Source organism: Mesorhizobium bavaricum (assembly GCF_056781655.1).
The window spans coordinates 398,403-419,272 of sequence record NZ_CM165566.1 but is presented as its reverse complement, the minus strand read 5'-3'; the positions used below and the strand labels follow the sequence as shown (position 1 = coordinate 419,272).

The following is a 20,870-nucleotide window of genomic DNA, read 5'->3' as shown; positions in this document are numbered from 1 at the left end:
AACGCGGCGGACCCTGCAGTGCTCCACTCCGCTTGAAGTCTTGAACTCGCGCCGCTGTCCGCCATCTTGACGGGACGAGCGCGGCCAAGCCGGAGCATTCGTCATGGACCTCGTCTTTTCCTCGACCGTCGAACAGGCCGCCGCGATCGCCACACGGAAAATCTCGGCCGTCGAAGCGCTCGACGCGCATCTGGCACAGATCGACAAGCACAATGAGGCGGTCAACGCCGTCATTTCGCTCGACCGGGAGGGCGCCCGCGAGCGCGCCAAAAAGGCCGACGCAGCCCAAGCGCGCGGCGCCGCATTCGGGCCACTGCACGGCGTGCCGTTCACGCTGAAGGACATGCATGAGACGGCAGGCATGAAGACCACGGTCGGCTTCCCGCCCTTCGCCGACTATGTCGCCAGACGGGACAGCCCGGTCGCTGCCCGGCTGAAGGCAGCCGGCGGCCTGCTGATGGCCAAGACCAATGTCGCGGTCATGCTGTCGGACTGGCAGTCGAAAAATCCACTGTTCGGCCGCACCTGCAATCCCTGGAACCTCCAGCGCACGGCGGGTGGCTCCAGCGGTGGTGCGGCGGCGGCGCTTTGCGCAGGGATGACACCCTTCGATGTCGGCACCGACATGCAGGATTCGATCCGCCTGCCTGCCGCCTTCTGCGGTGTCTATGGCCTCAAACCGACCGAACATCGCGTCTCGCTGGCCGGCGCCTTCCCCGATCCGGGCGCTGCCGCGCGCAACGTGCGGTTGATGTCCTGCCTCGGCCCGCTGGCGCGCAGTACCGAGGACCTGGCACTTATCTACGGGATCATAGCCGGGCCCGACGGAAGCGACACCGATCTTGCGCCGGTGCCGGTCGAGGACATGCCGAAGCTCAGCCTCAAGACACTGCGCGTCGCCTTCGCGCCGTCCTTTCCCGGGTTTCCGGTGGCTGGCGCGATCAGCGCGGCAGTCGAAAACCTCGCCAGGCAGCTGCAATCGGCAGGAGCGATCGTCGAGGAAGCGAAACTCCCAAAGCTCGATTTGCATGATGATTTGGAGCAGGGCGGGGCGCTGATCGGCATGATGATGGAGGCCGCGCAACCCGAGCCACCGGAGGCTCCGACGCCGGTGTCTCGCTGGTTCGAGGCGCTCGCACGCCGTGACAGATCCATTCTCGCCTGGGACCAGTTCTTCGAAAGCTGGGATGCGCTGCTCTGTCCGGTCGCCATGACCACAGCCTTCCCGCATTGCGAGCCCGGCACGCCGATCCAGGTCGATGGAAACGGGCAGAGCTACTGGATGCTGCCGGCCTATGGAGCGGTGTTCAACTACAGCGGTCATCCGGCACTTTCGATGCCGTGCGGACAGGATAGCGACGGCTTGCCGATCGGCCTGCAACTGGTCGGCAAACGCTGGTCGGAATCGCGGCTGCTCGGCATCGCCAGGGCAATCGAACCGTTGACCGGTGGCTTTCGCCGTCCGCCTGGCTATTGAGCGAAGCGCGACAATCCGTAAGCGCCCAGCAGCGGGTCGCTGTCGCCGTCGAGGATTTCCCGTGCGGCGAACAGGCCGACAGCCGGCGCCAGCGTGATGCCGGAATGCATGACGGCGACGTAGACACCGTCCATGCCTTCAGCGCGGCCGATGATCGGAAAGCCATCTATCGGGGTTGGCCGGTAGCCGACCGTGTGGAAGTCCAGCTCCAGTTCGTCGCCGCCGCGCAAACTGCCTTGCAGGGTCGCAAACAGCTCGCTGGCCGTGATTTCAGCATCCATGCCCGGATCGGCGCCGCCGAAATCCGAGCCGGCGATGATGCGACCCTCCGCCGTCTGGCGCATGTGCAGCCGCTCGGCCAGCACCAGGCCATTGAGCAGTTTCTTGCAAGGCCGCGAATGGACGATCAGCCCGGGCGGCGTCTCGATCGGCAGGTTGATACCAGCCGTCGCGGCAATATCCGGCGAGCCGACGCCGGCCGCGATCACCACCTCGTCGGCGGCCATCAGGCCATGCGAGGTGTCCACCCCGGTAATCCTGCCGCCGGTCTGGACCAGCGCCGTGACCGTGCTGGAGATGATCCGCGCTCCGCGTCGTTCGGCATCGGCCAGCAGCGCCTTGGTGGCGGCCACCGGTTCGGCGACACCCTCTTCGGCGACATGCAAGGCGGCGTCGGGAAGCTCGGCGAGATTGGGCTCGATGCGCGCAACGCCGGCCCGGTCGACTTGGCTGATGCCGTAGCCCCAGGATGAATGCTCGGTGGCGTAGGTTTCCATCGCCGCCGCCGACAAATCCCAGCACAAGCCGCCGCACCAGCTGAGCGGAATTTCGGGCAGGTCTCGCGCCAGCCGCGACCATTCGGCCATCGCGCGGATGCGCAGACGGAAATAGGGCTCCGGATTGCCCCGGCTGGCGTTGATCCAGGCGAACGAGTTCGGCGTCGCAACTCCGCCGGCGGCGCTCTCGGCGATGACCGTCACCTGGGCACCCGCCTTGGTCAGATGCCAGGCGATGGAGGCACCGATGATCCCGGCGCCGATGACGATCACTTGCTTGACTGCACTCATGCTGAACCTCTGCCGAACGGATCTTTTGATGCCATCGCGGCGGGCCTATCTCAAGTGCCAGCAGGCCGATCCGGTCAAATCTGTTCGACAGGCTGGAAATGCACTGCTAGAAGCCCGCGCCACAGACAGGATTCCAGACATTGGCTGAAGACATCGAACAAGCGGTATCCCGCCGCCGCACCTTCGCGATCATCGCGCACCCGGACGCCGGCAAGACGACGCTCACCGAAAAGCTGCTGCTGTTCGGCGGCGCCATCCAGCTTGCCGGCGAGGTCAAGGCCAAGAAAGACAAGATCCAGACCCGGTCCGACTGGATGAAGATCGAGCGCGAGCGCGGCATTTCGGTCGTTACCTCGGTGATGACGTTCGAATACGAGGACAATGTCTTCAACCTGCTCGACACGCCCGGCCACGAGGATTTTGCCGACGACACCTATCGCACGCTGTCGGCGGTCGACAGCGCGGTCATGGTCATCGATGCCGCCAAGGGCATCGAGCCGCGCACGCTGAAACTGTTCGAGGTCTGCCGGCTGCGCGACATCCCGATCATCACCTTCGTCAACAAGATGGACCGCGAAAGCCGCGATCCGTTCGAGATTTTGGACGAGATCGAGCAGAAGCTGGCGCTGGACACAGCACCCATCACCTGGCCGATCGGCCGCGGCAAGACGTTTTCAGGCACCTATCATCTGGCGCTGAACGCCGTGCGCAGGGGCGACGACGAGAAGGAACGCACGCCGGTCAACGGTCCCGATTCCAATCGAGTCGCCGGGCTGCTGCCGGAGAACGAGCGCGAAGCCTTCATCGAGGAACTGGAACTGGCGCGCGAAGCTTGCCGTCCGCTCGACATCGACGCTTTTCGCGAAGGCCATCTGACGCCGGTCTATTTCGGCTCGGCGCTGCGCAATTATGGCGTCCGCGACCTGATCGAGGCGCTCGGCGCCTACGGCCCGCCGCCGCGTGCGCAGGAAGCCGACACCCGCAAGGTCGAGGCGACCGAGGACAAGATGACGTCGTTCGTCTTCAAGATCCAGGCCAACATGGATCCCAACCACCGCGACCGCATCGCCTTCGTCCGCGTCTGTTCGGGCAAGCTCGAACGCGGCATGAAGGCCAAGCTCGTGCGCACCGGCAAGCCGATGTCCTTGTCGGCGCCACAATTCTTCTTTGCCCGCACCCGCGTCACAGCCGACGAGGCGTTTGCCGGCGATGTCGTCGGCATCCCCAATCACGGTACGCTGCGCATCGGCGACACGCTGACCGAGGGTGAGGAAATCCTGTTCCGCGGCGTGCCGAACTTCGCCCCGGAAATCCTGCGCCGTGTCCGCCTCGGCGACGCGATGAAGGCCAAGAAGCTGAAGGAAGCGCTGCACCAGATGGCCGAAGAGGGGGTCGTGCAGCTGTTTTCGCCCGAGGACGGCTCGCCGGCCATCGTCGGCGTCGTCGGCGCGCTGCAGCTCGACGTCTTGAAGGAGCGGCTGAACTTCGAATACACGCTGCCGGTCGAGTTCGAAATGTCGCGCTTTTCCGTCTGCCGCTGGATCTCAGCCGACGACAAGGCGGAGGTTCTGCGTTTCATCGAGGCGCATCGTGGCGACATCGCCCGCGACCTCGACAACGATCCGGTGTTCCTCGCCCAGCACGCCTTCTCGCTCAATTACGAAGCGGAACGCTGGAAAGCGATCCGCTTCGCCACGATCAAGGACTATCAGGTCCGCGACAAGGCGGCTTGAACCTGCCGGCGCGCCGGCAATCTCTGGCCCGACCTACTCACCCCTTCGCTGCCTCTTCGATCTTGGCGATGTCGATCTTGCCCATCTGCATCATAGCAGACATGACCCGGCCAGCCTTGGCCCCGTCCGGATCCTGAAGCAGCCTGGGCAGTTGCTCGGGCACGACCTGCCAGGAGACGCCGAACCTGTCCTTCAACCAGCCGCACGGGCCGGGCTCGCCGCCGCCCTCCGTGAGCCTGGTCCAGAAATGGTCGACCTCTTCCTGCGTCTTGCAGTCGATCGACTGCGACATTGCCTCGGTAAACTTGTATTGCGGTCCACCATTGAGCGCCTGGAACGGCACGCCGTCGAGCTCGAACGAGGCGACCAGCACTTTGCCTTCATCGGCGTGGCCCTTGGGCCAACGCATCACGCTCAGCACCTTCGAATTCTTGAAGATGGAGGTGTAAAGGTTCATGGCCTCTTCGGCCTGGCCATCGAACCACAGGCAGGTGGTGATCTTTTGCATGTCGTGCTCCTCACGCTGTTTCGGTTGCTGCTATGGTGAAACGGCTCACTCCGAGAATGGGGTGCCATTCCCTTGCCGTTTGTCCAAGGACGGGCGTGCGGCGCGCAATCCGACAGCGGTCTGCAATTTTTTCGCAGAAACCGGGTTTTCGAAGAATCTGGCGCATCGCAAAATTGTGGCCAGACCAGGCTTGCGCGTCTATAACGCCTGCGGTCCGAATTCAGCGCCGCCACGCTCCGCATCGAGCGCAGCCAGCCAGCCAAGGAAAATTCATGCCTGCCTATCGCTCCCGCACCACCACCCATGGCCGCAACATGGCCGGCGCACGCGGCCTCTGGCGCGCCACCGGTATGAAGGATTCCGATTTCGGCAAGCCGATCATCGCGGTGGTCAATTCCTTCACGCAGTTCGTGCCGGGCCATGTCCACCTGAAGGACCTTGGCCAGCTGGTCGCGCGCGAGATCGAGAAGGCCGGCGGCGTTGCCAAGGAATTCAACACCATCGCCGTCGATGACGGCATCGCCATGGGCCATGACGGCATGCTCTATTCGCTGCCGTCGCGCGAGCTGATCGCCGACTCGGTCGAATACATGGTGAACGCCCACTGCGCCGACGCCATGGTCTGCATCTCCAATTGCGACAAGATCACACCCGGCATGCTGATGGCGTCGCTGCGTCTCAACATCCCGACCGTCTTCGTTTCCGGCGGCCCGATGGAAGCCGGCAAGGTGGTGCTCGCCGGCAAGACGCAGGCGCTCGACCTCGTCGACGCCATGGTGGCGGCCGCCGACGACAAGATTTCCGATGAGGACGTCAAGGTCATCGAACGCTCGGCCTGTCCGACCTGCGGCTCCTGCTCCGGCATGTTCACCGCCAATTCGATGAATTGTTTGACCGAGGCGCTGGGTCTCTCGCTGCCCGGCAACGGCTCGACGCTGGCCACGCATGCCGACCGCAAGCGGCTGTTCGTCGAGGCCGGCCACCTGATCGTCGATCTCGCCCAGCGTTATTACGAGCAGGATGACGAGACGGCGCTGCCGCGCAACATCGCCTCGAAAGGCGCCTTCGAGAACGCCATGGCGCTCGACATCGCCATGGGCGGCTCGACCAACACCGTGCTGCACATCCTCGCCGCCGCGCATGAGGGCGAAATCGACTTCGATCAGGATGACATCGACGCGCTCTCACGCAAGGTGCCGGTGCTGTGCAAGGTGGCTCCCGCCAAGTCCGATGTCCACATGGAAGACGTCCACCGCGCCGGCGGCATTTTTGCCATCCTCGGCCAGCTCGACAATGCCGGCTTGATCAACCGCGACCTGCCGACCGTGCACACGCGGACGCTGGGTGACGCACTCGACCATTGGGATATATCCCGCTCGACCAGCCACAGCGTGCGTGATTTCTTCCTCGCCGCACCTGGTGGTGTGCCGACGCAGGTCGCCTTTAGCCAGGACCGCCGCTGGGACGAGCTCGACCTCGACCGCGAAAAGGGTGTCATCCGCTCAGCCCAGCATCCCTTCTCAAAGGATGGCGGCCTTGCCGTGCTGAAAGGCAATCTGGCGCTCGACGGCTGCATCGTGAAGACCGCCGGCGTCGACGAGTCGATCCTGAAGTTCACCGGCCCGGCGCGGGTGTTCGAAAGCCAGGACGCCAGCGTCAAGGCGATCCTGTCCAACGAGATCAAGGCCGGCGATGTCGTCGTCATCCGCTATGAGGGACCGCGCGGCGGCCCCGGCATGCAGGAGATGCTCTACCCGACCAGCTATCTGAAGTCGAAGGGGCTGGGCAAAGCCTGCGCACTGGTCACCGACGGTCGCTTTTCCGGCGGCACCTCGGGTCTGTCGATCGGCCATGTCTCGCCTGAGGCGGCCGAGGGCGGTTTGATCGGCCTGGTGCAGGAGGGCGATACGGTCGAGATCGACATCCCGAACCGGACCATCCGTCTCGCCGTCGGCGATGCTGAACTCGCCAGCCGCCGGGCGGCCATGGATGCCAAGGGCACGGCTGCCTGGAAGCCCGAGGAAAAGCGCAAGCGCAAGGTGACGACAGCCTTGCGCGCCTATGCCGCGATGGCGACCAGCGCGGCCAAGGGCGCGGTCAGGTTCGTGCCTGAATAGGCCCGCCTTTTCCTTCTTCCCTTGTGGGAGAAGGAAAAGCCGCGCCGGACGGCGCCGGATGGTTCTTTCAAGCGGGATGACGACAGATGGATTTCGACCTTATCGTTCGCGGCGGCACGCTGCCTGATGGCAGGGTCGCCGACATCGGCATCATCGGCGAGACGATCGCGGCGATTGAGCCGAAGCTCGACGTCGCTGCCGGCACGACGATCGATGCCAGTGGCAATCTGGTCTCGCCGCCCTTCGTCGACCCGCATTTCCACATGGACGCAACGCTCTCCTACGGCATTCCGCGCATCAACGCGTCGGGCACGCTGCTGGAGGGCATTTCGCTGTGGGGCGAACTGAAGCCGCTTTTGACGCATGAGGCGGTGCGCGACCGCGCGCTTGCCTATTGCGACTGGGCGGTGTCGATGGGCCTGCTCGCCATCCGCACCCATGTCGATGTCTGCGATGACAGGCTGCTGGCGGTCGAAGCCCTGCTCGACGTCAAGAAGACGATCGCCCCGTATATCGATCTGCAATTGGTCGCCTTTCCGCAGGACGGGTTCTATCGTTCGCCGACGGCACGCGACAACACCATCCGCGCGCTCGACATGGGCGTCGACATCGTCGGTGGCATTCCGCACTTCGAGCGCACCATGGCCGATGGTACGCGCTCGGTGACGGAGCTGTGCGAGATCGCGGCAGGGCGCGGTCTGATGGTCGACCTGCATTGCGACGAGACCGACGACCCGCTGTCGCGCCATATCGAGCAGCTTGCCTATGAGACGCAGCGCCTCGGCCTGCAGGGCAAGGTCGCCGGCTCGCACCTCACCTCGATGCATTCGATGGACAATTACTATGTCTCGAAGCTTTTGCCGATGATCGCCGAGGCGGGCGTTTCGGCGATCCCCAACCCGCTGATCAACATCATGCTGCAGGGCCGCCACGACACCTTCCCCAAGCGCCGGGGCATGACCCGGGTCAAGGAGATGCAGGCGCTGGGCATCCGCGTCGGCTGGGGCCAGGATTGCGTGCTCGATCCCTGGTATTCGCTCGGCACCGCCGACATGCTCGACGTCGCCTTCATGGGCTTGCATGTTGCCCAGATGTCGAGCCCGGCCGACATGGCGCGCTGTTTCGACATGGTCACCAATGTCAACGCGTCGATCATGGGGCTCGATCATCTCGGCCTGGCGGTCGGCAAGCGCGCCAGCCTTGTCGTCCTCGATGCCGGCAATCCGATCGAGGCTTTGCGCCTGCGCGCCGAGCGCCTGTGCGTCATCGCCAGGGGCAAGGTGGTGGCGGAGCGAATGAGGCAGGATACCAGGCTTTCCATTCCGGGCAGGCCAGGCCTGGTGAATCGCAGGCACCTCACGCCGCATCAGGCCCAATAGAACAGGCCAGACCCAGCCGATTCCCCGGTTCTGGCCTTGCCGATTTCCGGATTTCTCCTCGTCAAAGCAGCCGCTTCCGTCTACGACGCGGCTACGCAGGGAGGAATCGGGATCGGCATGACGCAGCCCGTGGCGCAGAATTCGACCATCAGGAACGTGCTTCTGGCCGGCATTCTGCTGATGCTGGCCGGCGACTTCCTGTTTGCCCTGAACGACGCGATGGGCAAGTGGCTGGTCGCCAGCTTCTCCGTTGGCCAGGTGGTGCTGATCCGATCCATCGGCGCCTTTTTCGTGCTTGGCCCGATGATCGCTCATCAGGGCACGGCCAAGCTGTTTCGCATGGAACGCCTCGAACTGCAGCTGCTGCGCGTGGTGATGACCACGCTCGACACCGCGTTGTTCTACGCCGCCGTCGTCTACCTGCCGCTTGCCGACGTGATGAGCTTCTACATGGCCGGACCGATCTATGTCGCGGCACTGTCGCATTTGCTGCTTGGCGAAAAGGTGGGCTGGCGCCGCTGGGTGGCGATCCTGCTCGGCTTCTGCGGCGTGGTGATCATGCTGAAACCATCTTCGGCGGCGTTCTCGCTGTCATCGAGCTTCGCGCTCGCCGGCAGCATTGCCTTCGCCTTCGCCATCATCCTCAACCGGCGGCTGCGCGGCACCAGCGACACCAATCTGGTGACCTGGCAGACCATAGGCACGATGGTGGTCGGCGGTGTGCTGACCATCGGCGCCTGGCAGACCCCGTCGGCGCTCGATTTCGGCGCCATGCTGCTGCTCGGCATCGTCTCTTGCGGCGCGCATCTGATGATCACCAGGGCGCTCAAGCTGGCGCCGGCCTCGACACTGGCGCCGTTGCACTACACGCTGCTCTTGTGGGCGGTGGTGTTCGGACTGGTGTTCTTTGGCGACGTTCCAGGCCCGCGCATCCTGATCGGCTCGGGCATCGTCGTTCTCGCCGGGCTGTTCATCTTCCACCGCCAGAAAGTGGTCGACACCGCGGTGCCGCCGGAAAACGTGCCGAAGGGCGTCAATTAGGATCCAGGTTTCTGGCGCCTAACCCCGGCGCACCGCCGCCAGATGCCGCGAAAACTCCGGCGTCTCCATCAGTGCCTTGCAGCGGACGAACCGGCCGTCGGCATAGGCGCGGAAATCGTCGACCGGGTTGTTGTTGGCGAGCTGGATCAGCCCCCACAGCGTCCATAGCAGGTCGCACATCGCCTTGTAGATGACGATGCGGCCGCGCTCCGCCGGCCTCGCCTCGCCGCCGAAATAGGCATGCATCATCTCTTCGTCCTGCGCCGTGTCGAATTTGCCTTCCACGCTGAGGTCGCCAAGGTCCCAGAGCGGATCGTTCATGCCCGAATATTCCCAGTCGACGATCCACATCCTGTCGCCGGCATCGAGAAAGTTTTCGCACAGCGGATCGCAGTGACAGGCGGCGAGGGGCAGGGGATGGGCGGCAAGTGCCGACCGCACGCTCTCGGCTTCGCGCACCACGTCATGATAGCCGGCCGGCAGGGCGACATCCTTGGTCGACAGCACCTTGAGATAATCGTCGATCATCGCAAACAGTTCGAAACGGAAGGGAAACACCGCGCCTGAGTTGTGCAGCTTATGAAAGGCCTCGCCGGCGCGCGCCGGGCTGCCCGGCCGAACCTTGAATTTTTCCGGCGACATCGTCTCGGCGCCGACGATGAAGCGCGTTACCATGATCCCGGAACCGGGATCGACATACAGAACCTCGGGACTGACCCCCGCCTTTGCCGCTTCGCGCGCCGCCACCGCTTCGTTGGCGCGGTTGATGTATTCCTCGGTGCCCTTGCCTGGGATGCGCAGGCAGAACTCGCCAGCCTTGAAAACCAGATTGGTGAGGCCGCCGAGCCGCTCCAGCGGCCCGGTGTAGCCGGCCAGCGTGGGAATGGCGGAAAGCGTTTCACGCACCTCGTCGGTCACCATACCTGCGTCCCCACACGCTGTTATTTGTCGCAGCGACGGTTCCACAATTTTCGTGCTTTGGCTATCATCCGATACGAGACCGATTGGTGGACAGGATAAAAGTGGCGGACAAGAAACATCAGGGCCCGCTCGCCGAGGCTTACGCGGCGAAGCGGCCAGAGGACGTCGCGGCACTCTATGATCGCTGGGCGCAGACTTATGACGCCGATATGTCGGCCGCCGGTTATCGCCATCCGACGATCTGCCTTGCCTTGCTGGCTCGCCATCTGCCGCGCGGTGCCGCACCGCTGCTTGATGCTGGCGCGGGCACCGGGCTCATCGGCGAATGGTTGACCATTGCCGGCTATCCCCAGATCGAGGCGCTAGATATCTCGGAAGGCATGCTCGCCCAGGCGGCCCACAAAGGGGTCTATTCGGCGCTTCATTGCCTGGCGCTCGGCGGCAAGTTGCCCTTTGCCGACGATGCCTATGCCGGCATCATTTCGGCCGGCGTCTTCACCTCCGGCCATGTCGGCGCTGAGGGGCTGGACGAGCTGATCCGTATCTGCCGGCCGGGCGGCATCATCGTGCTGACGGTCAAGAACACGCTGTGGGATGCCGGTTTTGCCGCGCGCATCGCCGCACTCGAGGCGCAAGGTCTTGTCACGTCCGTCGAGGAAACGCGTCCTTACGTCTCCATGCCGGGCGAGGCCGACACCGTGCCCAGCCGCGGTCTCGCTTTACGCGTCACCTGATCTACGCTTTGACCTTGGCGGCGGCCGGGTCGTACATCGACTCGAGATGGATCTTGGCCGGCGACCGCTCCATCGCCACAACCAGCTCATAGTCGCCCGAGGCGAGAAAATCGTCGCTCACGCCGTCGACGTTGCGCACGTAGCCGTAGCCGATGTTGCTGCCCACCGTGTAGCCATAGCCGCCGCTGGTCAGATAGCCGACCGGCTCGCCGTTGCGCAGGATGGTCTCGCGGCCAAGCAGCACGATCTCCGGATCATCGACCGTGAAGCCGGCAAAGCGCTTCTTCAATGCCGCGCCGCTGATCGTCTCAAGCGCACGCCGTCCAACGAAATCGGTGTTCTTGCGCAGCTTGACCGCCCAGCCCAAGCCGGCTTCCTGCGGCGTGTCGTTGGGCGTGATGTCGGAGCCCCAGGCGCGATAACCCTTTTCCAGCCGCAACGATTCCAAGGCGCGATAGCCAACCGGGCGGATACTGTGCTTGTAGCCAGCAGCCATCAGTGCATCGAAGACTTCCCCTGTCGCCGCGATCGGCACATGCAATTCCCAGCCGAGTTCGCCGACATAGGTGACGCGCAGCGCCCGCACTGTGCGGCCGGCGATGGTAATCTCGCGCACATGGCCGAACGGGAAGCCGGCATTGGACACATCGGCGTCGGTCACGGCTGAAAGCACGTCGCGCGCCCTAGGCCCCATCAGCGACAGCGTGCCGAAATCCTCGGTGACATCGACAAGCGTGGCCTTGAGCCCTTTGCCGATATGGTCGCCGATCCAAGACAGGTCATGCGTGCGGAACCCGGTGCCGGTGACGATGTAGAACATCTCCTCGGCCAGCCGCGCCACGGTCAGATCGGCCTCGATGCCGCCGCGCGTGTTGAGAAGCTGCGTGTAGGTCAGCCGGCCGACCGGCTTGTTGACATCGTTGGCGCAGATCCAGTCCAGCGCCTTCAGCGCGTCAGGTCCGCTCAGCTCATATTTGGCGAAGGAGGATTGGTCGAAGATGCCGACCTTTTCGCGCACATGCCGGTGCTCGTCGCCGACAGCTGCGAACCAGTTCTGGCGCCCCATCGAATAGACGTCCCGCGGCTCGATGCCTTCTGGCGCGAACCAGTTCGGCCGTTCCCAGCCGAGCTTCGAGCCGAACACGGCGCGCTGCTGTTTCAGCCGATCGTAGAGTGGCGAGACGATGTGGGGTCGTCCGCTGGCGTACTCCTCATGCGGGAAGCCGATCGTATAGTGCTTGCCATAGGCTTCCAGCGTGCGGTCGCAGACCCACTGCCGATCGCGGTGCAGGTTGGAGAAACGCCTGATGTCGACGACCCATAGGTCGAGCGGCGCTTCGCCGTCGACCACCCACTGCGCCAGCACCCAGCCGGCGCCGCCACCCGACGCGATGCCGAAGGCGTTGAAGCCGGCGCCGACGAACATGTTGGCGCATTCGGGTGCTGCGCCAAGGATGAAATTGCCATCCGGCGTAAAGCTCTCCGGCCCGTTGATCATCTGCTTGACGCCGACGGTTTCCAGCGCCGGCACGCGCGCCATCGCTTGGCGCATGTGCTGCTCGAAATGGTCGTAGTCGTCGTCGAACAGCCGGAACTCCCAATCGTCGGGCACATCGCCGGTCGTCCACGCCTGCGGGTTCGGCTCATAGCCGCCCATCACCAGTCCGCCGACCTCTTCCTTGAAATAGGTGCGCCGGTCCGGGTCGCGGATGGTCGGCGCATCGGTCGCCAGTCCGTCGATCTTCTCGGTGATGATGTACTGGTGTTTAACCGGCTGCAGCGGCACGTTGATGCTGGCCATTGCGCCAACCTGCCGCGCCCATTGCCCGGCGCAGTTGACCACCTTGTCGCACGCGATGTCGCCCTTGCTGGTCTTCACCACCGTGATGCGGCCAGCCTTCATCTCGAAGCCGGTGACGCGCACATCCTCGAACAGTTTGGCGCCATGCATGCGCGCACCCTTGGCCAGCGACTGCGTGATGTCCGAAGGGCTCGCCTGGCCATCGGTAGGCAGCCAGGAAGCGCCGACGAGATCGCCGGTTTCCAGCAGCGGCCACATCGCCTTGACCTCCGCCGCCGACAGCAATTGCATGTCCATGCCGAAACTTTTTGCCGTCGTCGCCAGCCTCCTATATTCGGTCCAGCGGTCGGCATTGGTGGCGAGCCGCAGGCAGCCGGTCATCTTCCAGCCGGTGGCAAGGCCGGTTTCGGCCTCCAGCCCCTTGTAGAGGTCGACGGAGTATTTGAGCACGCGGGTGATCGAGGCGGATGAGCGCAACTGGCCCACAAGGCCGGCGGCGTGCCAGGTCGAGCCCGAGGTCAGCTTGCCCTGTTCGAGCAGCACCACGTCGGCCTTATGGTCGCGCGCCAGGTGATAGGCCGTCGAACAGCCGATGATGCCGCCACCGATGACGACGATGGCGGCCTGGCTGGGCAATGTCATGATTTATGTATCCCGTATTTTGTTCTGTAGTTTTCCAGCGCCGCATCGAGCCGCGTCAGGTTTTCCTCGGTGTAGGCGACATAGTCGATGCCGGGCGCGTCGAGGTAGAGTTCGGACACCATGCTCCACATCGCCTCGCGCAGCAGCGAGGCGCACTGCATGGCGGCATGCGAGCGGCGGATCGCTCCATCCGGCTCCTTCATGAAATAGGCGGTCAGGAAGGCGAAGGATTCCTCGTCGCTCATGCCGGCATTAGAGGCGACGCCGGCGAGGTCGAACATCGCCGTGTTGAAGCCGGCATACTCGAAGTCGATCAGCCACAGCCTGCTGCCGTCGTCGAGAATATTGGCCGGCAATAGATCATTGTGACCAAAGACGATGGGCAGCAATTTCTGCGCGCGCTCCAACTCGTCGGCCAGCGCCAGGAGGCGGGGCAATTCGCTGCGCTTGCGGCTGTCGCCCTCCTCAAGCGTGCGCGCATAATCGCGAATGACATGGAACACCCAGAACATGAAGCCGGCGCCAGAGACGTGATTGGGCATCTCCCGGTGGAAGCCGCGCATCAGGGCTGCGACGCGGCCAAGATTGGCGCGCACGTCCTCGGCGAGATAGGTTTTGGCGCCAAGGAACTCAGTCACCAGGATGCCCGGTTCGGCATGGAGGACGGCTGGCGCGAAACCGGCGGCATGTGCCGCCCGCGCGGTCATCACCTCGCGCTCGCGAAAGACGTGATGGAACGGATAGTCCTTGCCGAAGCGCACGACGTGCTTTCCGGCCGCGTCCTCGACCACATAATTGGCATTGCTGAGACCGCCGGGCAGCGGTGCGATCTCGATGCCGCCGGTCCAGCAGGGCAGGGCGCGGATGCTATCCTCGGCGGTCATGGAATCATTCCTGGTCTGCTGGGCTTCGAAAAGGCGCCAAGGACAGCGCGACGACAGCGGGGAGAAACACAAAAAATCTCGTCGGTGCGGGACGCCAGGATTGGTATCCCGCACCGCACCGACGAGCCCCTTGGCCAGGTTTTTGACCCCGCCATCCGCCCCCGCGGATCTGAAAATTCCTTGCACCAGGCACGTTCCAGACCGCCTGGTCAGTGAGTTGCGGCTCTGCCATCACCCTCCCGTTGCAGCTCCGAACCCCTGTTGCGATTTTGATTTCACGCCAAGGTTGCTCGGCTGTCAACAAAAAGATGTGACTTTTTTTGGGTATTTTGCCCGAAAGCACGGCCAGTTCCTTTAAAAGCAATTGAATTACCTTAGAATCGGTCAAAAGGGCTAAATCGAGGAAACCAAATGACCCATTCGAAACGGCACGGCGAGATCCTGCGGCTGCTGCAGGAAGAGGGGACTGTCACCATCGCCAGTCTGGCCGACCGGCTGGGCGTTTCACTCGAGACCGTGCGCCGTGACGTCAAGCCGCTCACCGGTGATGGCTCGGTCCTCAAGATGCATGGCGCCATCGGCCTGCCGTCAATGATCGGCGAAGCGCCGTTCGAACGGCGCATGCGCGACAATGCCGATGCCAAGCGCGTCATTGCCCGCATGGTCGCCGCCACCATTCGCGACGGTGAATCGATCATGCTCGATACCGGCACGACGACCTCGTTCCTCGCCCGTGAGCTACTCGGCCACCGCCGCCTGACGGTCGTCACCAACTCGTCGGACATCGCCCGCACACTGGCCACGGTCAATGGCAACAAGGTCTACATGGCCGGCGGCGAATTGCGCAGCGATTCAGGCGCAGCCTTCGGCGCCTCGGCCATAGACTTCGTCAGCCGTTTCTCGGTCAGCCATGCCATCATTTCCACCGGCGCCGTCGATGCGGTGATGGGCGTCATGGACTACGATCTGGAAGAGGCCGAGTTCGCCCGCATGGTGCTGTCACGCGGCCAGCGTTCGCTCGTCATCACCGATCACAGCAAGTTCGGCCGCCTGGGCCTGGTCCAGGTCTGCGGCTTCGACGGTTTTTCCGAACTCGCCACAGACCGGTCGCCATCGCGCGACGTTGCCGCCGCCCTTGCGCAAGCCGGCGCGCGGCTCAGCATCGCCGGCGGCGAAGCCGGATTCTAGTTCGCTTCATCGTTTCACGCTTGCGGAAATGCGGCACCGGTCGCCAGTCACGGAATAAGCTCTGGCGTCGGCTTTCCTTCCCTTGCGCGCCGGTGTTTAGTCCGGCCATGGCCTTCACCATCCGCCAGTTGCAGTTCTTCATCGCCGTGGCCGAGCAAGGCACGGTGTCGGGCGCTGCGCAGAACCTCTCGATCTCGCAGTCGTCGGTCACCGAAGCGATCAAGGAGCTCGAAAGCGATCTCGGCGTCGAATTGTTCGAGCGCCACCCGCGTGGCCTGAACATCACCCACAAGGGCCACCAGTTCCTGCGCCATGCGACAAAAATCCTTGCCGACGTTTCCGACGCACGCCGCTCTTTCTCCGGCGAACAGGCAGCAGTCGGCGGTCGGCTGCAACTCGGCGTCACGTCGCTGGTCGCCGGCTATGTGCTGTCGGATCTGCTGGCCCGCTACCGCCGTGCCTATCCCGGCGTCGAAGTCTCTGCCATCGAGGACAATGGCGACTACCTCGAACATCTCTTGATCGGCGGCAAGCTCGACATCGCGGTGATGGTGACGTCCAACCTGCGCGACCGCACGGCCTTGCAGTCGGAAATCCTCGAGGTCTCGGCCTATCGCCTGTGGCTGCCGCTTGGCCATCCGCTCGCCAGCGCCGACATCATCGGCATTGGCGACATCGCCGGCGAGCCGCTGATCATGCTCACCGTCGACGAGATCGAGGAGAACACGGGAAAACTTCTGGCGGCGATCGGCGCCAGGCCGCATGTCGCCTTCCGCACCCGTTCCGTGGAAGCGGTGCGCAGTCTCGTCGCCACCGGCGCCGGCGTGGCGTTGCTGCCCGACCTCGTCTACCGGCCCTGGTCGCTGGAAGGCGACCGCATCGAATCGCGCGATATTTCCGGCTCCTTGCCGGTGGTCCAGGTCGGAATGGTGTGGCGGCGCGGCTCCGGCCTGCCGCAGGCGTCACGTGATTTCATCGGCCTTGCCCAGTCGCAACGGACGGTCCGTCAGCGGCCCTGATGGGTCAGCCGGCGATCTATCGGAAAAACCGATATCGCCTTTCTGATAAATGAATTTGCGAAACCGGAATTTTCAAAGCACCTTCAGGTTCAGGGACCAAAGTCGCCAGCAGAGCGACATGCGTCCAACGGACGAACTGACAGTTTTTCAGTCCGCGCGTGACCCCTAGCGAAGACCGAAACCGGCTTTCGGGGTCAGGCGCCAAAATGGGAGATCGATGATGAATTCATTCCTGAAGTCATGCACAGCTTTGACGGTCGCGCTGACCTTCTCCGGCCAGGCCGTCGCCCAGGTCAAGGAGCTTGGCAAGGGCGAAGGCCAGGTCAACATCGTTGCCTGGCCGGGCTACATCGAACGCGGCGAAACCGACAAGGGCTATGACTGGGTGACTTCCTTCGAGAAGGAGACCGGCTGCAAGGTCAACGTCAAGACCGCCAACACCTCCGACGAGATGGTCTCGCTGATGAACGAGGGCGGCTTCGACCTCGTCACCGCTTCGGGCGACGCGTCGCTGCGCCTCGTTGCCGGCAAGCGCGTGCAGCCGATCAACACCGATCTCATCCCGAGCTGGAAGACGGTCGACGACCGCCTGAAGGACGCCCCGTGGTTCACCGTCGGCGGCGTCCACTACGGCGTTCCCTATCAGTGGGGTCCGAACATCCTGATGTACAACACCGAGGTGTTCAAGGAAGCGCCGAAGAGCTGGAACGTGGTCTTCGAGGAAATGAACCTGCCGGACGGCAAGTCCAACAAGGGCCGCGTCCAGGCCTATGACGGCCCGATCCACGTCGCCGACGCTGCCAACTATCTGATGTTCCACAAGCCGGAACTCGGCATCAAGGATCCCTATGAACTGAACGAGGACCAGTACAAGGCCGCGCTCGACCTGCTGCGCGTCCAGCGCACCCTGGTCGGCCGCTACTGGCACGATGCCGCCATCCAGGTCGATGATTTCCAGAACGAGGGCGTCGTCGCCTCGGGCTCCTGGCCGTATCAGGTCAATGCGCTTGTCGCCGCCAAGAAACCGGTCGCGTCGACCGTGCCGGAAGAAGGCGTCACCGGTTGGGCCGACACCACCATGATGGAGGCCGACTCCGCCAATCCGAACTGCGCCTACATGTGGCTGGAGCACTCGCTGTCGCCGAAAGTGCAGGGCGATGTCTCGGCCTGGTTCGGTTCGCTGCCGGTCGTGCCCGCCGCCTGCAAGGGCAACGAGCTGTTGACCGACGAAGGCTGCAAGACCAACGGCTACGACAATTTCGAGAAGATCAAGTTCTGGAAGACGCCGGTGTCGAAATGCGCCACCCAGAACGACCAGTGCGTGCCCTATTACCGCTGGGTGTCGGACTATATCGGCGTCATCGGCGGTCGGTGAGTGCCCTTACCTCCCCCTTGTGGGGAGGGTTGACGCGCAGCGTCGGGGTGAGGGTAGCTTTTGCGATCACCCTCACCTGCGGCTTCGCCACGACCTCCCCCACCGAGGGGGAGGTGAGCTGGCGCGCGAACTCATCATCCCAGTCCTGATTTGCAGGCGAGGGTGATCGACAGAACTGAACCGGCAAAAGACTGACAGCCCATGACATCAGCAGTCTCCTTCCGACAAGTTTCGCGCCATTTCGGCAGCGTTCGCGCCGTCGACGCGGTCGATCTCGAAATCGTGCCGGGCGAGTTCTTCGCCATGCTCGGGCCGTCGGGTTCCGGCAAGACCACGTGCCTGCGCCTCATCGCCGGTTTCGAGCAGCCGACCTCGGGCTCGATCGCGATCTTCGGCGAACGCGCCGAGGGCGTGCCGCCCTATCGCCGCAACGTCAACACTGTGTTCCAGGACTATGCGCTGTTCCCGCACCTGAATGTGCTCGACAACGTCGCCTACGGGCTGATGGTCAAGGGCGTCGGCAAGGCCGAACGGCACAAGGCGGCGGAAGAGGCGCTCTCGCTGGTGCGGCTGCCCGGCTATGGCGCCCGCCGCCCCGGCCAGCTTTCCGGCGGCCAGCGCCAGCGCGTCGCGCTCGCCCGCGCGCTGGTCAACCAGCCCAAGGTGCTGCTGCTCGACGAACCGCTCGGCGCCCTCGATCTGAAACTGCGCGAGAACATGCAGGAGGAGCTGAAGTCGCTGCAGAAGGCGCTCGGCATCACCTTCGTGTTCGTCACCCACGACCAGGGCGAGGCGCTGTCGATGGCCGACCGCGTCGCCGTCTTCAACGACGGCAAGATCATGCAGATCGGCACGCCGGAGGATATCTACCAGCGGCCGAAGACCCGCTTCGTCGCCGATTTCGTTGGTTCCTCCAACGTGCTGCCGCCGGATTTCGTCCAGCGCTATTCCGGCCAGCATCGCTGGGGCAGTCTGCGCCCTGAATCCATTCGCGTCGGTCGCGCGGCAAGTGGCGAAGGCGTTTCCGCCCGCCTCCTCTCGACCAACTATCTCGGCGCCGCGACAAGACTGGCGCTCGATGCCGACGGGTTGAAGCTGCACGCCATCGTGCCGGCCGGCACTGCCCTGCCTGGGGAAGGCGAGGCGGTCGTGCTCACCTTCAACCGCGAGCACCTGCATCTGATGGACGAGCCGGCATGAGCCTCGACGCCGCCATGCCACGCGCCACGGCGCCCGCCATTCTGCCGGGCAGCGGCGGCCTGCGCGGTGCGCTGTCGGATCTGTTTTGGCGCAGACCCAAGGTCTTGCTGTTGCTGATGCTGCTGCCGCCGGTGTTATGGCTCGGCATCGTCTATATCGGCTCGCTGTTCGCGCTGCTGGCGCAGAGCTTTTTTTCCATCGACGAGTACTCCGGGCTGATCAACCGTGAGTTTACGCTGAAGACCTACGGCGACCTGTTCCAGGCGGCCAATCTTGACATCATCCTGCGCACGGTGACGATGGCGGGCCTCGTCACTTTGGCCTCGGCGATCATCGCCTTTCCGATCGCCTACTACGCAGCGCGCTATGCGCGCGGCCGCTGGAAGGCGCTGTTCTATCTCGGCATCATGCTGCCGCTGTGGTCGAGTTATCTGGTCAAGATCTACGCCTGGAAGCTGATCCTGGCGAAGGAGGGCATCCTCACCTGGCTGTTCGGCAAGCTGCATCTGCAATGGCTGATAGACGCCTGGCTGTCGCTGCCGGTCGTCGGCGGCAACTCGCTGTCGGTGTCGTTCACCGGCACCTTCATCGTCTTCGTCTATGTCTGGCTGCCGTTCATGATCCTGCCTGTACAGGCGGCCCTCGAGCGCGTGCCCGGCAATCTGGTCGAGGCCTCGTCCGATCTGGGGGCTTCGCCGGGGCAGACTTTTCGCAACGTGCTGTTCCCGCTGGCGCTGCCGGGCATCGTCGCCGGTTCGATCTTCACCTTCTCGCTGACGCTCGGTGACTACATCATTCCGCAGATCATCGGCACCTCGCGCCTGTTCATTGGCCAGGCGGTCTATTCGCAGCAAGGCACCGCCGGCAACATCCCGCTCGCCGCCGCCTTCACCGTCGTACCGATCGTCATTATGGGGTTCTATCTCTGGGGTGCCAAGCGCATGGGGGCTTTCGATGCGCTCTGATGGTTCCCGGTCCGCCCCGCTCGGCTTGAAGGTCGCCTCTGCCTGCGGGCTGCTGTTCCTGCATCTGCCGATCGTGCTGATCTTCGTCTACGCCTTCACGACGGAGGAAAAGAGCTTCGTCTGGCCGCCGCCCGGGCTGACGACGCAGTGGTTCGCCGTTACTTGGAACCGGCCGGATGTCTGGCAGGCGCTGTCGCTGTCGGTCAGGGTTGCCGCGATCTCGACGGCAATCGCGCTGATCCTCGGCACGCTCTGTTCGGCGGCGGTCTCGCGGACCAAATTCTTCGGCCGCGAAACCATCTCGCTGCTGGTCATCCTGCCGATCGCGCTGCCTGGCATCATCACAGGCATTGCACTGCGCTCGGCCTTTTCGCTGGCCGACATCCCGTTCTCGTTCTGGACGATCGTGCTCGGTCACGCCACCTTCTGCGTCGTCGTCGTCTACAACAACGCCGTCGCCCGCTTCCGCCGCACCTCGGGTTCGATGATCGAGGCGTCGATGGACCTCGGCGCTGACGGTTTCCAGACCTTCCGCCATGTCGTGCTGCCCAACATCGCCACCGCACTGCTTGCCGGCGGCATGCTGGCCTTCGCGCTGTCGTTCGATGAGGTCATCGTCACCACCTTTACCGCCGGCCAGCAGCAGACGCTGCCGATCTGGATGCTGGAAGAGCTGATCCGGCCGCGCCAGCGCCCGGTCACCAATGTCGTCGCGATGGTCGTTGTGCTGGTGACGCTGCTGCCGATCCTCGCTGCCTATTACCTGACCCGCGATGGCGACCAGATCGCCGGTTCGGGCAAATAAAATTCAAGAGTTCA

The 20,870-nt window shown here is 63.9% G+C and carries 17 protein-coding genes; 12 read left to right on the top strand and 5 right to left on the bottom strand.

Annotation, left to right across the window (positions count from 1 at the left end; genetic code table 11):
* Positions 1-103: 103 nt before the first annotated feature.
* A complete protein-coding gene (locus AC1RZR_RS02045) occupies positions 104-1,477 on the top strand; it encodes an amidase (protein WP_481827489.1) in 1,374 nt (457 codons plus the stop codon).
* Here the strand turns inward: AC1RZR_RS02045 and AC1RZR_RS02040 are convergent.
* Entirely contained in the window at positions 1,471-2,544 is a 1,074-nt protein-coding gene (locus tag AC1RZR_RS02040) for an NAD(P)/FAD-dependent oxidoreductase (protein ID WP_481827488.1), read from the bottom strand. The two genes, AC1RZR_RS02045 and AC1RZR_RS02040, sit on opposite strands and share 7 nt — an antisense overlap.
* A 140-nt stretch (positions 2,545-2,684) precedes the next feature.
* Between AC1RZR_RS02040 and AC1RZR_RS02035 the strand changes: the two genes are divergently transcribed.
* On the top strand, positions 2,685-4,277 hold the full coding sequence (locus AC1RZR_RS02035; protein WP_477272454.1) for a peptide chain release factor 3: 1,593 nt from the start codon (positions 2,685-2,687) through the stop codon (positions 4,275-4,277).
* A gap of 37 nt (positions 4,278-4,314) precedes the next feature.
* On the opposite strand, the gene AC1RZR_RS02030 is transcribed toward AC1RZR_RS02035, so the two are convergent.
* A complete protein-coding gene (locus AC1RZR_RS02030) occupies positions 4,315-4,785 on the bottom strand; it encodes a VOC family protein (RefSeq protein WP_481827487.1) in 471 nt (156 codons plus the stop codon).
* A 272-nt stretch (positions 4,786-5,057) separates the two neighbouring features.
* Here AC1RZR_RS02030 and ilvD point away from each other — a divergent pair, with 272 nt between their 5' ends.
* The 3 genes from ilvD (at position 5,058) to AC1RZR_RS02015 (ending at position 9,322) form a co-directional block, all read left to right on the top strand.
* Positions 5,058-6,902 (top strand): dihydroxy-acid dehydratase, encoded by a 1,845-nt coding sequence (gene ilvD, locus AC1RZR_RS02025; RefSeq protein WP_481827486.1) that lies wholly within the window; start codon positions 5,058-5,060, stop codon positions 6,900-6,902.
* Between the two features lie 86 nt (positions 6,903-6,988).
* Complete coding sequence (locus AC1RZR_RS02020) at positions 6,989-8,281, top strand: amidohydrolase family protein (RefSeq protein WP_481827485.1); 1,293 nt, start codon at positions 6,989-6,991, stop codon at positions 8,279-8,281.
* A 117-nt stretch (positions 8,282-8,398) separates the two neighbouring features.
* Positions 8,399-9,322, top strand: a complete 924-nt coding sequence (locus AC1RZR_RS02015; RefSeq protein WP_481827484.1) for a DMT family transporter — start codon at positions 8,399-8,401, stop codon at positions 9,320-9,322.
* A gap of 18 nt (positions 9,323-9,340) precedes the next feature.
* Here AC1RZR_RS02015 and AC1RZR_RS02010 read toward each other — a convergent pair whose 3' ends face one another.
* Positions 9,341-10,243, bottom strand: coding sequence for a phosphotransferase (locus AC1RZR_RS02010; protein WP_481827483.1), 903 nt, complete (start codon positions 10,241-10,243; stop codon positions 9,341-9,343).
* Positions 10,244-10,344: 101 nt separating this feature from the next.
* On the opposite strand from AC1RZR_RS02010, the gene AC1RZR_RS02005 reads away from it, so the two are divergent.
* Positions 10,345-10,977 carry a class I SAM-dependent DNA methyltransferase gene (locus AC1RZR_RS02005; protein ID WP_477272465.1) on the top strand — a complete coding sequence of 211 codons (633 nt, stop codon included), beginning with the start codon at positions 10,345-10,347 and terminating at the stop codon, positions 10,975-10,977.
* A 1-nt stretch (position 10,978) separates the two neighbouring features.
* Here AC1RZR_RS02005 and AC1RZR_RS02000 read toward each other — a convergent pair whose 3' ends face one another.
* Entirely contained in the window at positions 10,979-13,420 is a 2,442-nt protein-coding gene (locus AC1RZR_RS02000; protein ID WP_481827482.1) for a GcvT family protein, read from the bottom strand.
* Complete coding sequence (locus AC1RZR_RS01995) at positions 13,417-14,304, bottom strand: phosphotransferase (RefSeq protein ID WP_481827481.1); 888 nt, start codon at positions 14,302-14,304, stop codon at positions 13,417-13,419. Before AC1RZR_RS01995 ends, AC1RZR_RS02000 begins: the two co-directional genes overlap by 4 nt.
* Before the next feature lie 411 nt (positions 14,305-14,715).
* On the opposite strand from AC1RZR_RS01995, the gene AC1RZR_RS01990 reads away from it, so the two are divergent.
* The 6 genes from AC1RZR_RS01990 (at position 14,716) to AC1RZR_RS01965 (ending at position 20,856) form a co-directional block, all read left to right on the top strand.
* The gene (locus AC1RZR_RS01990; RefSeq protein ID WP_477272471.1) at positions 14,716-15,492 is read left to right on the top strand and encodes a DeoR/GlpR family DNA-binding transcription regulator; all 777 of its coding nucleotides are present in this window, start codon (positions 14,716-14,718) and stop codon (positions 15,490-15,492) included.
* Positions 15,493-15,599: 107 nt separating this feature from the next.
* Positions 15,600-16,511, top strand: coding sequence for a LysR family transcriptional regulator (locus AC1RZR_RS01985; protein ID WP_477272473.1), 912 nt, complete (start codon positions 15,600-15,602; stop codon positions 16,509-16,511).
* A gap of 220 nt (positions 16,512-16,731) precedes the next feature.
* On the top strand, positions 16,732-17,886 hold the full coding sequence (locus tag AC1RZR_RS01980) for an ABC transporter substrate-binding protein (RefSeq protein ID WP_477272475.1): 1,155 nt from the start codon (positions 16,732-16,734) through the stop codon (positions 17,884-17,886).
* Positions 17,887-18,087: 201 nt separating this feature from the next.
* Positions 18,088-19,086 carry an ABC transporter ATP-binding protein gene (locus AC1RZR_RS01975; protein ID WP_481827480.1) on the top strand — a complete coding sequence of 333 codons (999 nt, stop codon included), beginning with the start codon at positions 18,088-18,090 and terminating at the stop codon, positions 19,084-19,086.
* Entirely contained in the window at positions 19,083-20,051 is a 969-nt protein-coding gene (locus tag AC1RZR_RS01970) for an ABC transporter permease (RefSeq protein WP_477272479.1), read from the top strand. The genes AC1RZR_RS01975 and AC1RZR_RS01970 overlap by 4 nt, the downstream gene beginning before the upstream one ends.
* Positions 20,041-20,856: an ABC transporter permease gene (locus tag AC1RZR_RS01965; protein ID WP_477272481.1), complete on the top strand. Its 816-nt coding sequence runs from the start codon at positions 20,041-20,043 to the stop codon at positions 20,854-20,856. The genes AC1RZR_RS01970 and AC1RZR_RS01965 overlap by 11 nt, the downstream gene beginning before the upstream one ends.
* Positions 20,857-20,870 lie beyond the last annotated feature (14 nt).

Excerpts from the sequence above, each read along its gene's own strand:
- AC1RZR_RS01970 (WP_477272479.1), top strand. The coding sequence starts at position 19,083 with ATGAGCCTCGACGCCGCCATGCCACGCGCCACGGCGCCCGCCATTCTG.
- ilvD (WP_481827486.1), top strand. The coding sequence starts at position 5,058 with ATGCCTGCCTATCGCTCCCGCACCACCACCCATGGCCGCAACATGGCC.
- AC1RZR_RS02020 (WP_481827485.1), top strand. The coding sequence starts at position 6,989 with ATGGATTTCGACCTTATCGTTCGCGGCGGCACGCTGCCTGATGGCAGG.
- AC1RZR_RS02010 (WP_481827483.1), bottom strand. The coding sequence starts at position 10,243 with ATGGTGACCGACGAGGTGCGTGAAACGCTTTCCGCCATTCCCACGCTG.
- AC1RZR_RS02015 (WP_481827484.1), top strand. The coding sequence starts at position 8,399 with ATGACGCAGCCCGTGGCGCAGAATTCGACCATCAGGAACGTGCTTCTG.
- AC1RZR_RS01995 (WP_481827481.1), bottom strand. The coding sequence starts at position 14,304 with ATGACCGCCGAGGATAGCATCCGCGCCCTGCCCTGCTGGACCGGCGGC.
- AC1RZR_RS02000 (WP_481827482.1), bottom strand. The coding sequence starts at position 13,420 with ATGACATTGCCCAGCCAGGCCGCCATCGTCGTCATCGGTGGCGGCATC.
- AC1RZR_RS01965 (WP_477272481.1), top strand. The coding sequence starts at position 20,041 with ATGCGCTCTGATGGTTCCCGGTCCGCCCCGCTCGGCTTGAAGGTCGCC.
- AC1RZR_RS02045 (WP_481827489.1), top strand. The coding sequence starts at position 104 with ATGGACCTCGTCTTTTCCTCGACCGTCGAACAGGCCGCCGCGATCGCC.
- AC1RZR_RS02030 (WP_481827487.1), bottom strand. The coding sequence starts at position 4,785 with ATGCAAAAGATCACCACCTGCCTGTGGTTCGATGGCCAGGCCGAAGAG.
- AC1RZR_RS01990 (WP_477272471.1), top strand. The coding sequence starts at position 14,716 with ATGACCCATTCGAAACGGCACGGCGAGATCCTGCGGCTGCTGCAGGAA.
- AC1RZR_RS01975 (WP_481827480.1), top strand. The coding sequence starts at position 18,088 with ATGACATCAGCAGTCTCCTTCCGACAAGTTTCGCGCCATTTCGGCAGC.
- AC1RZR_RS02040 (WP_481827488.1), bottom strand. The coding sequence starts at position 2,544 with ATGAGTGCAGTCAAGCAAGTGATCGTCATCGGCGCCGGGATCATCGGT.
- AC1RZR_RS01985 (WP_477272473.1), top strand. The coding sequence starts at position 15,600 with ATGGCCTTCACCATCCGCCAGTTGCAGTTCTTCATCGCCGTGGCCGAG.
- AC1RZR_RS01980 (WP_477272475.1), top strand. The coding sequence starts at position 16,732 with ATGAATTCATTCCTGAAGTCATGCACAGCTTTGACGGTCGCGCTGACC.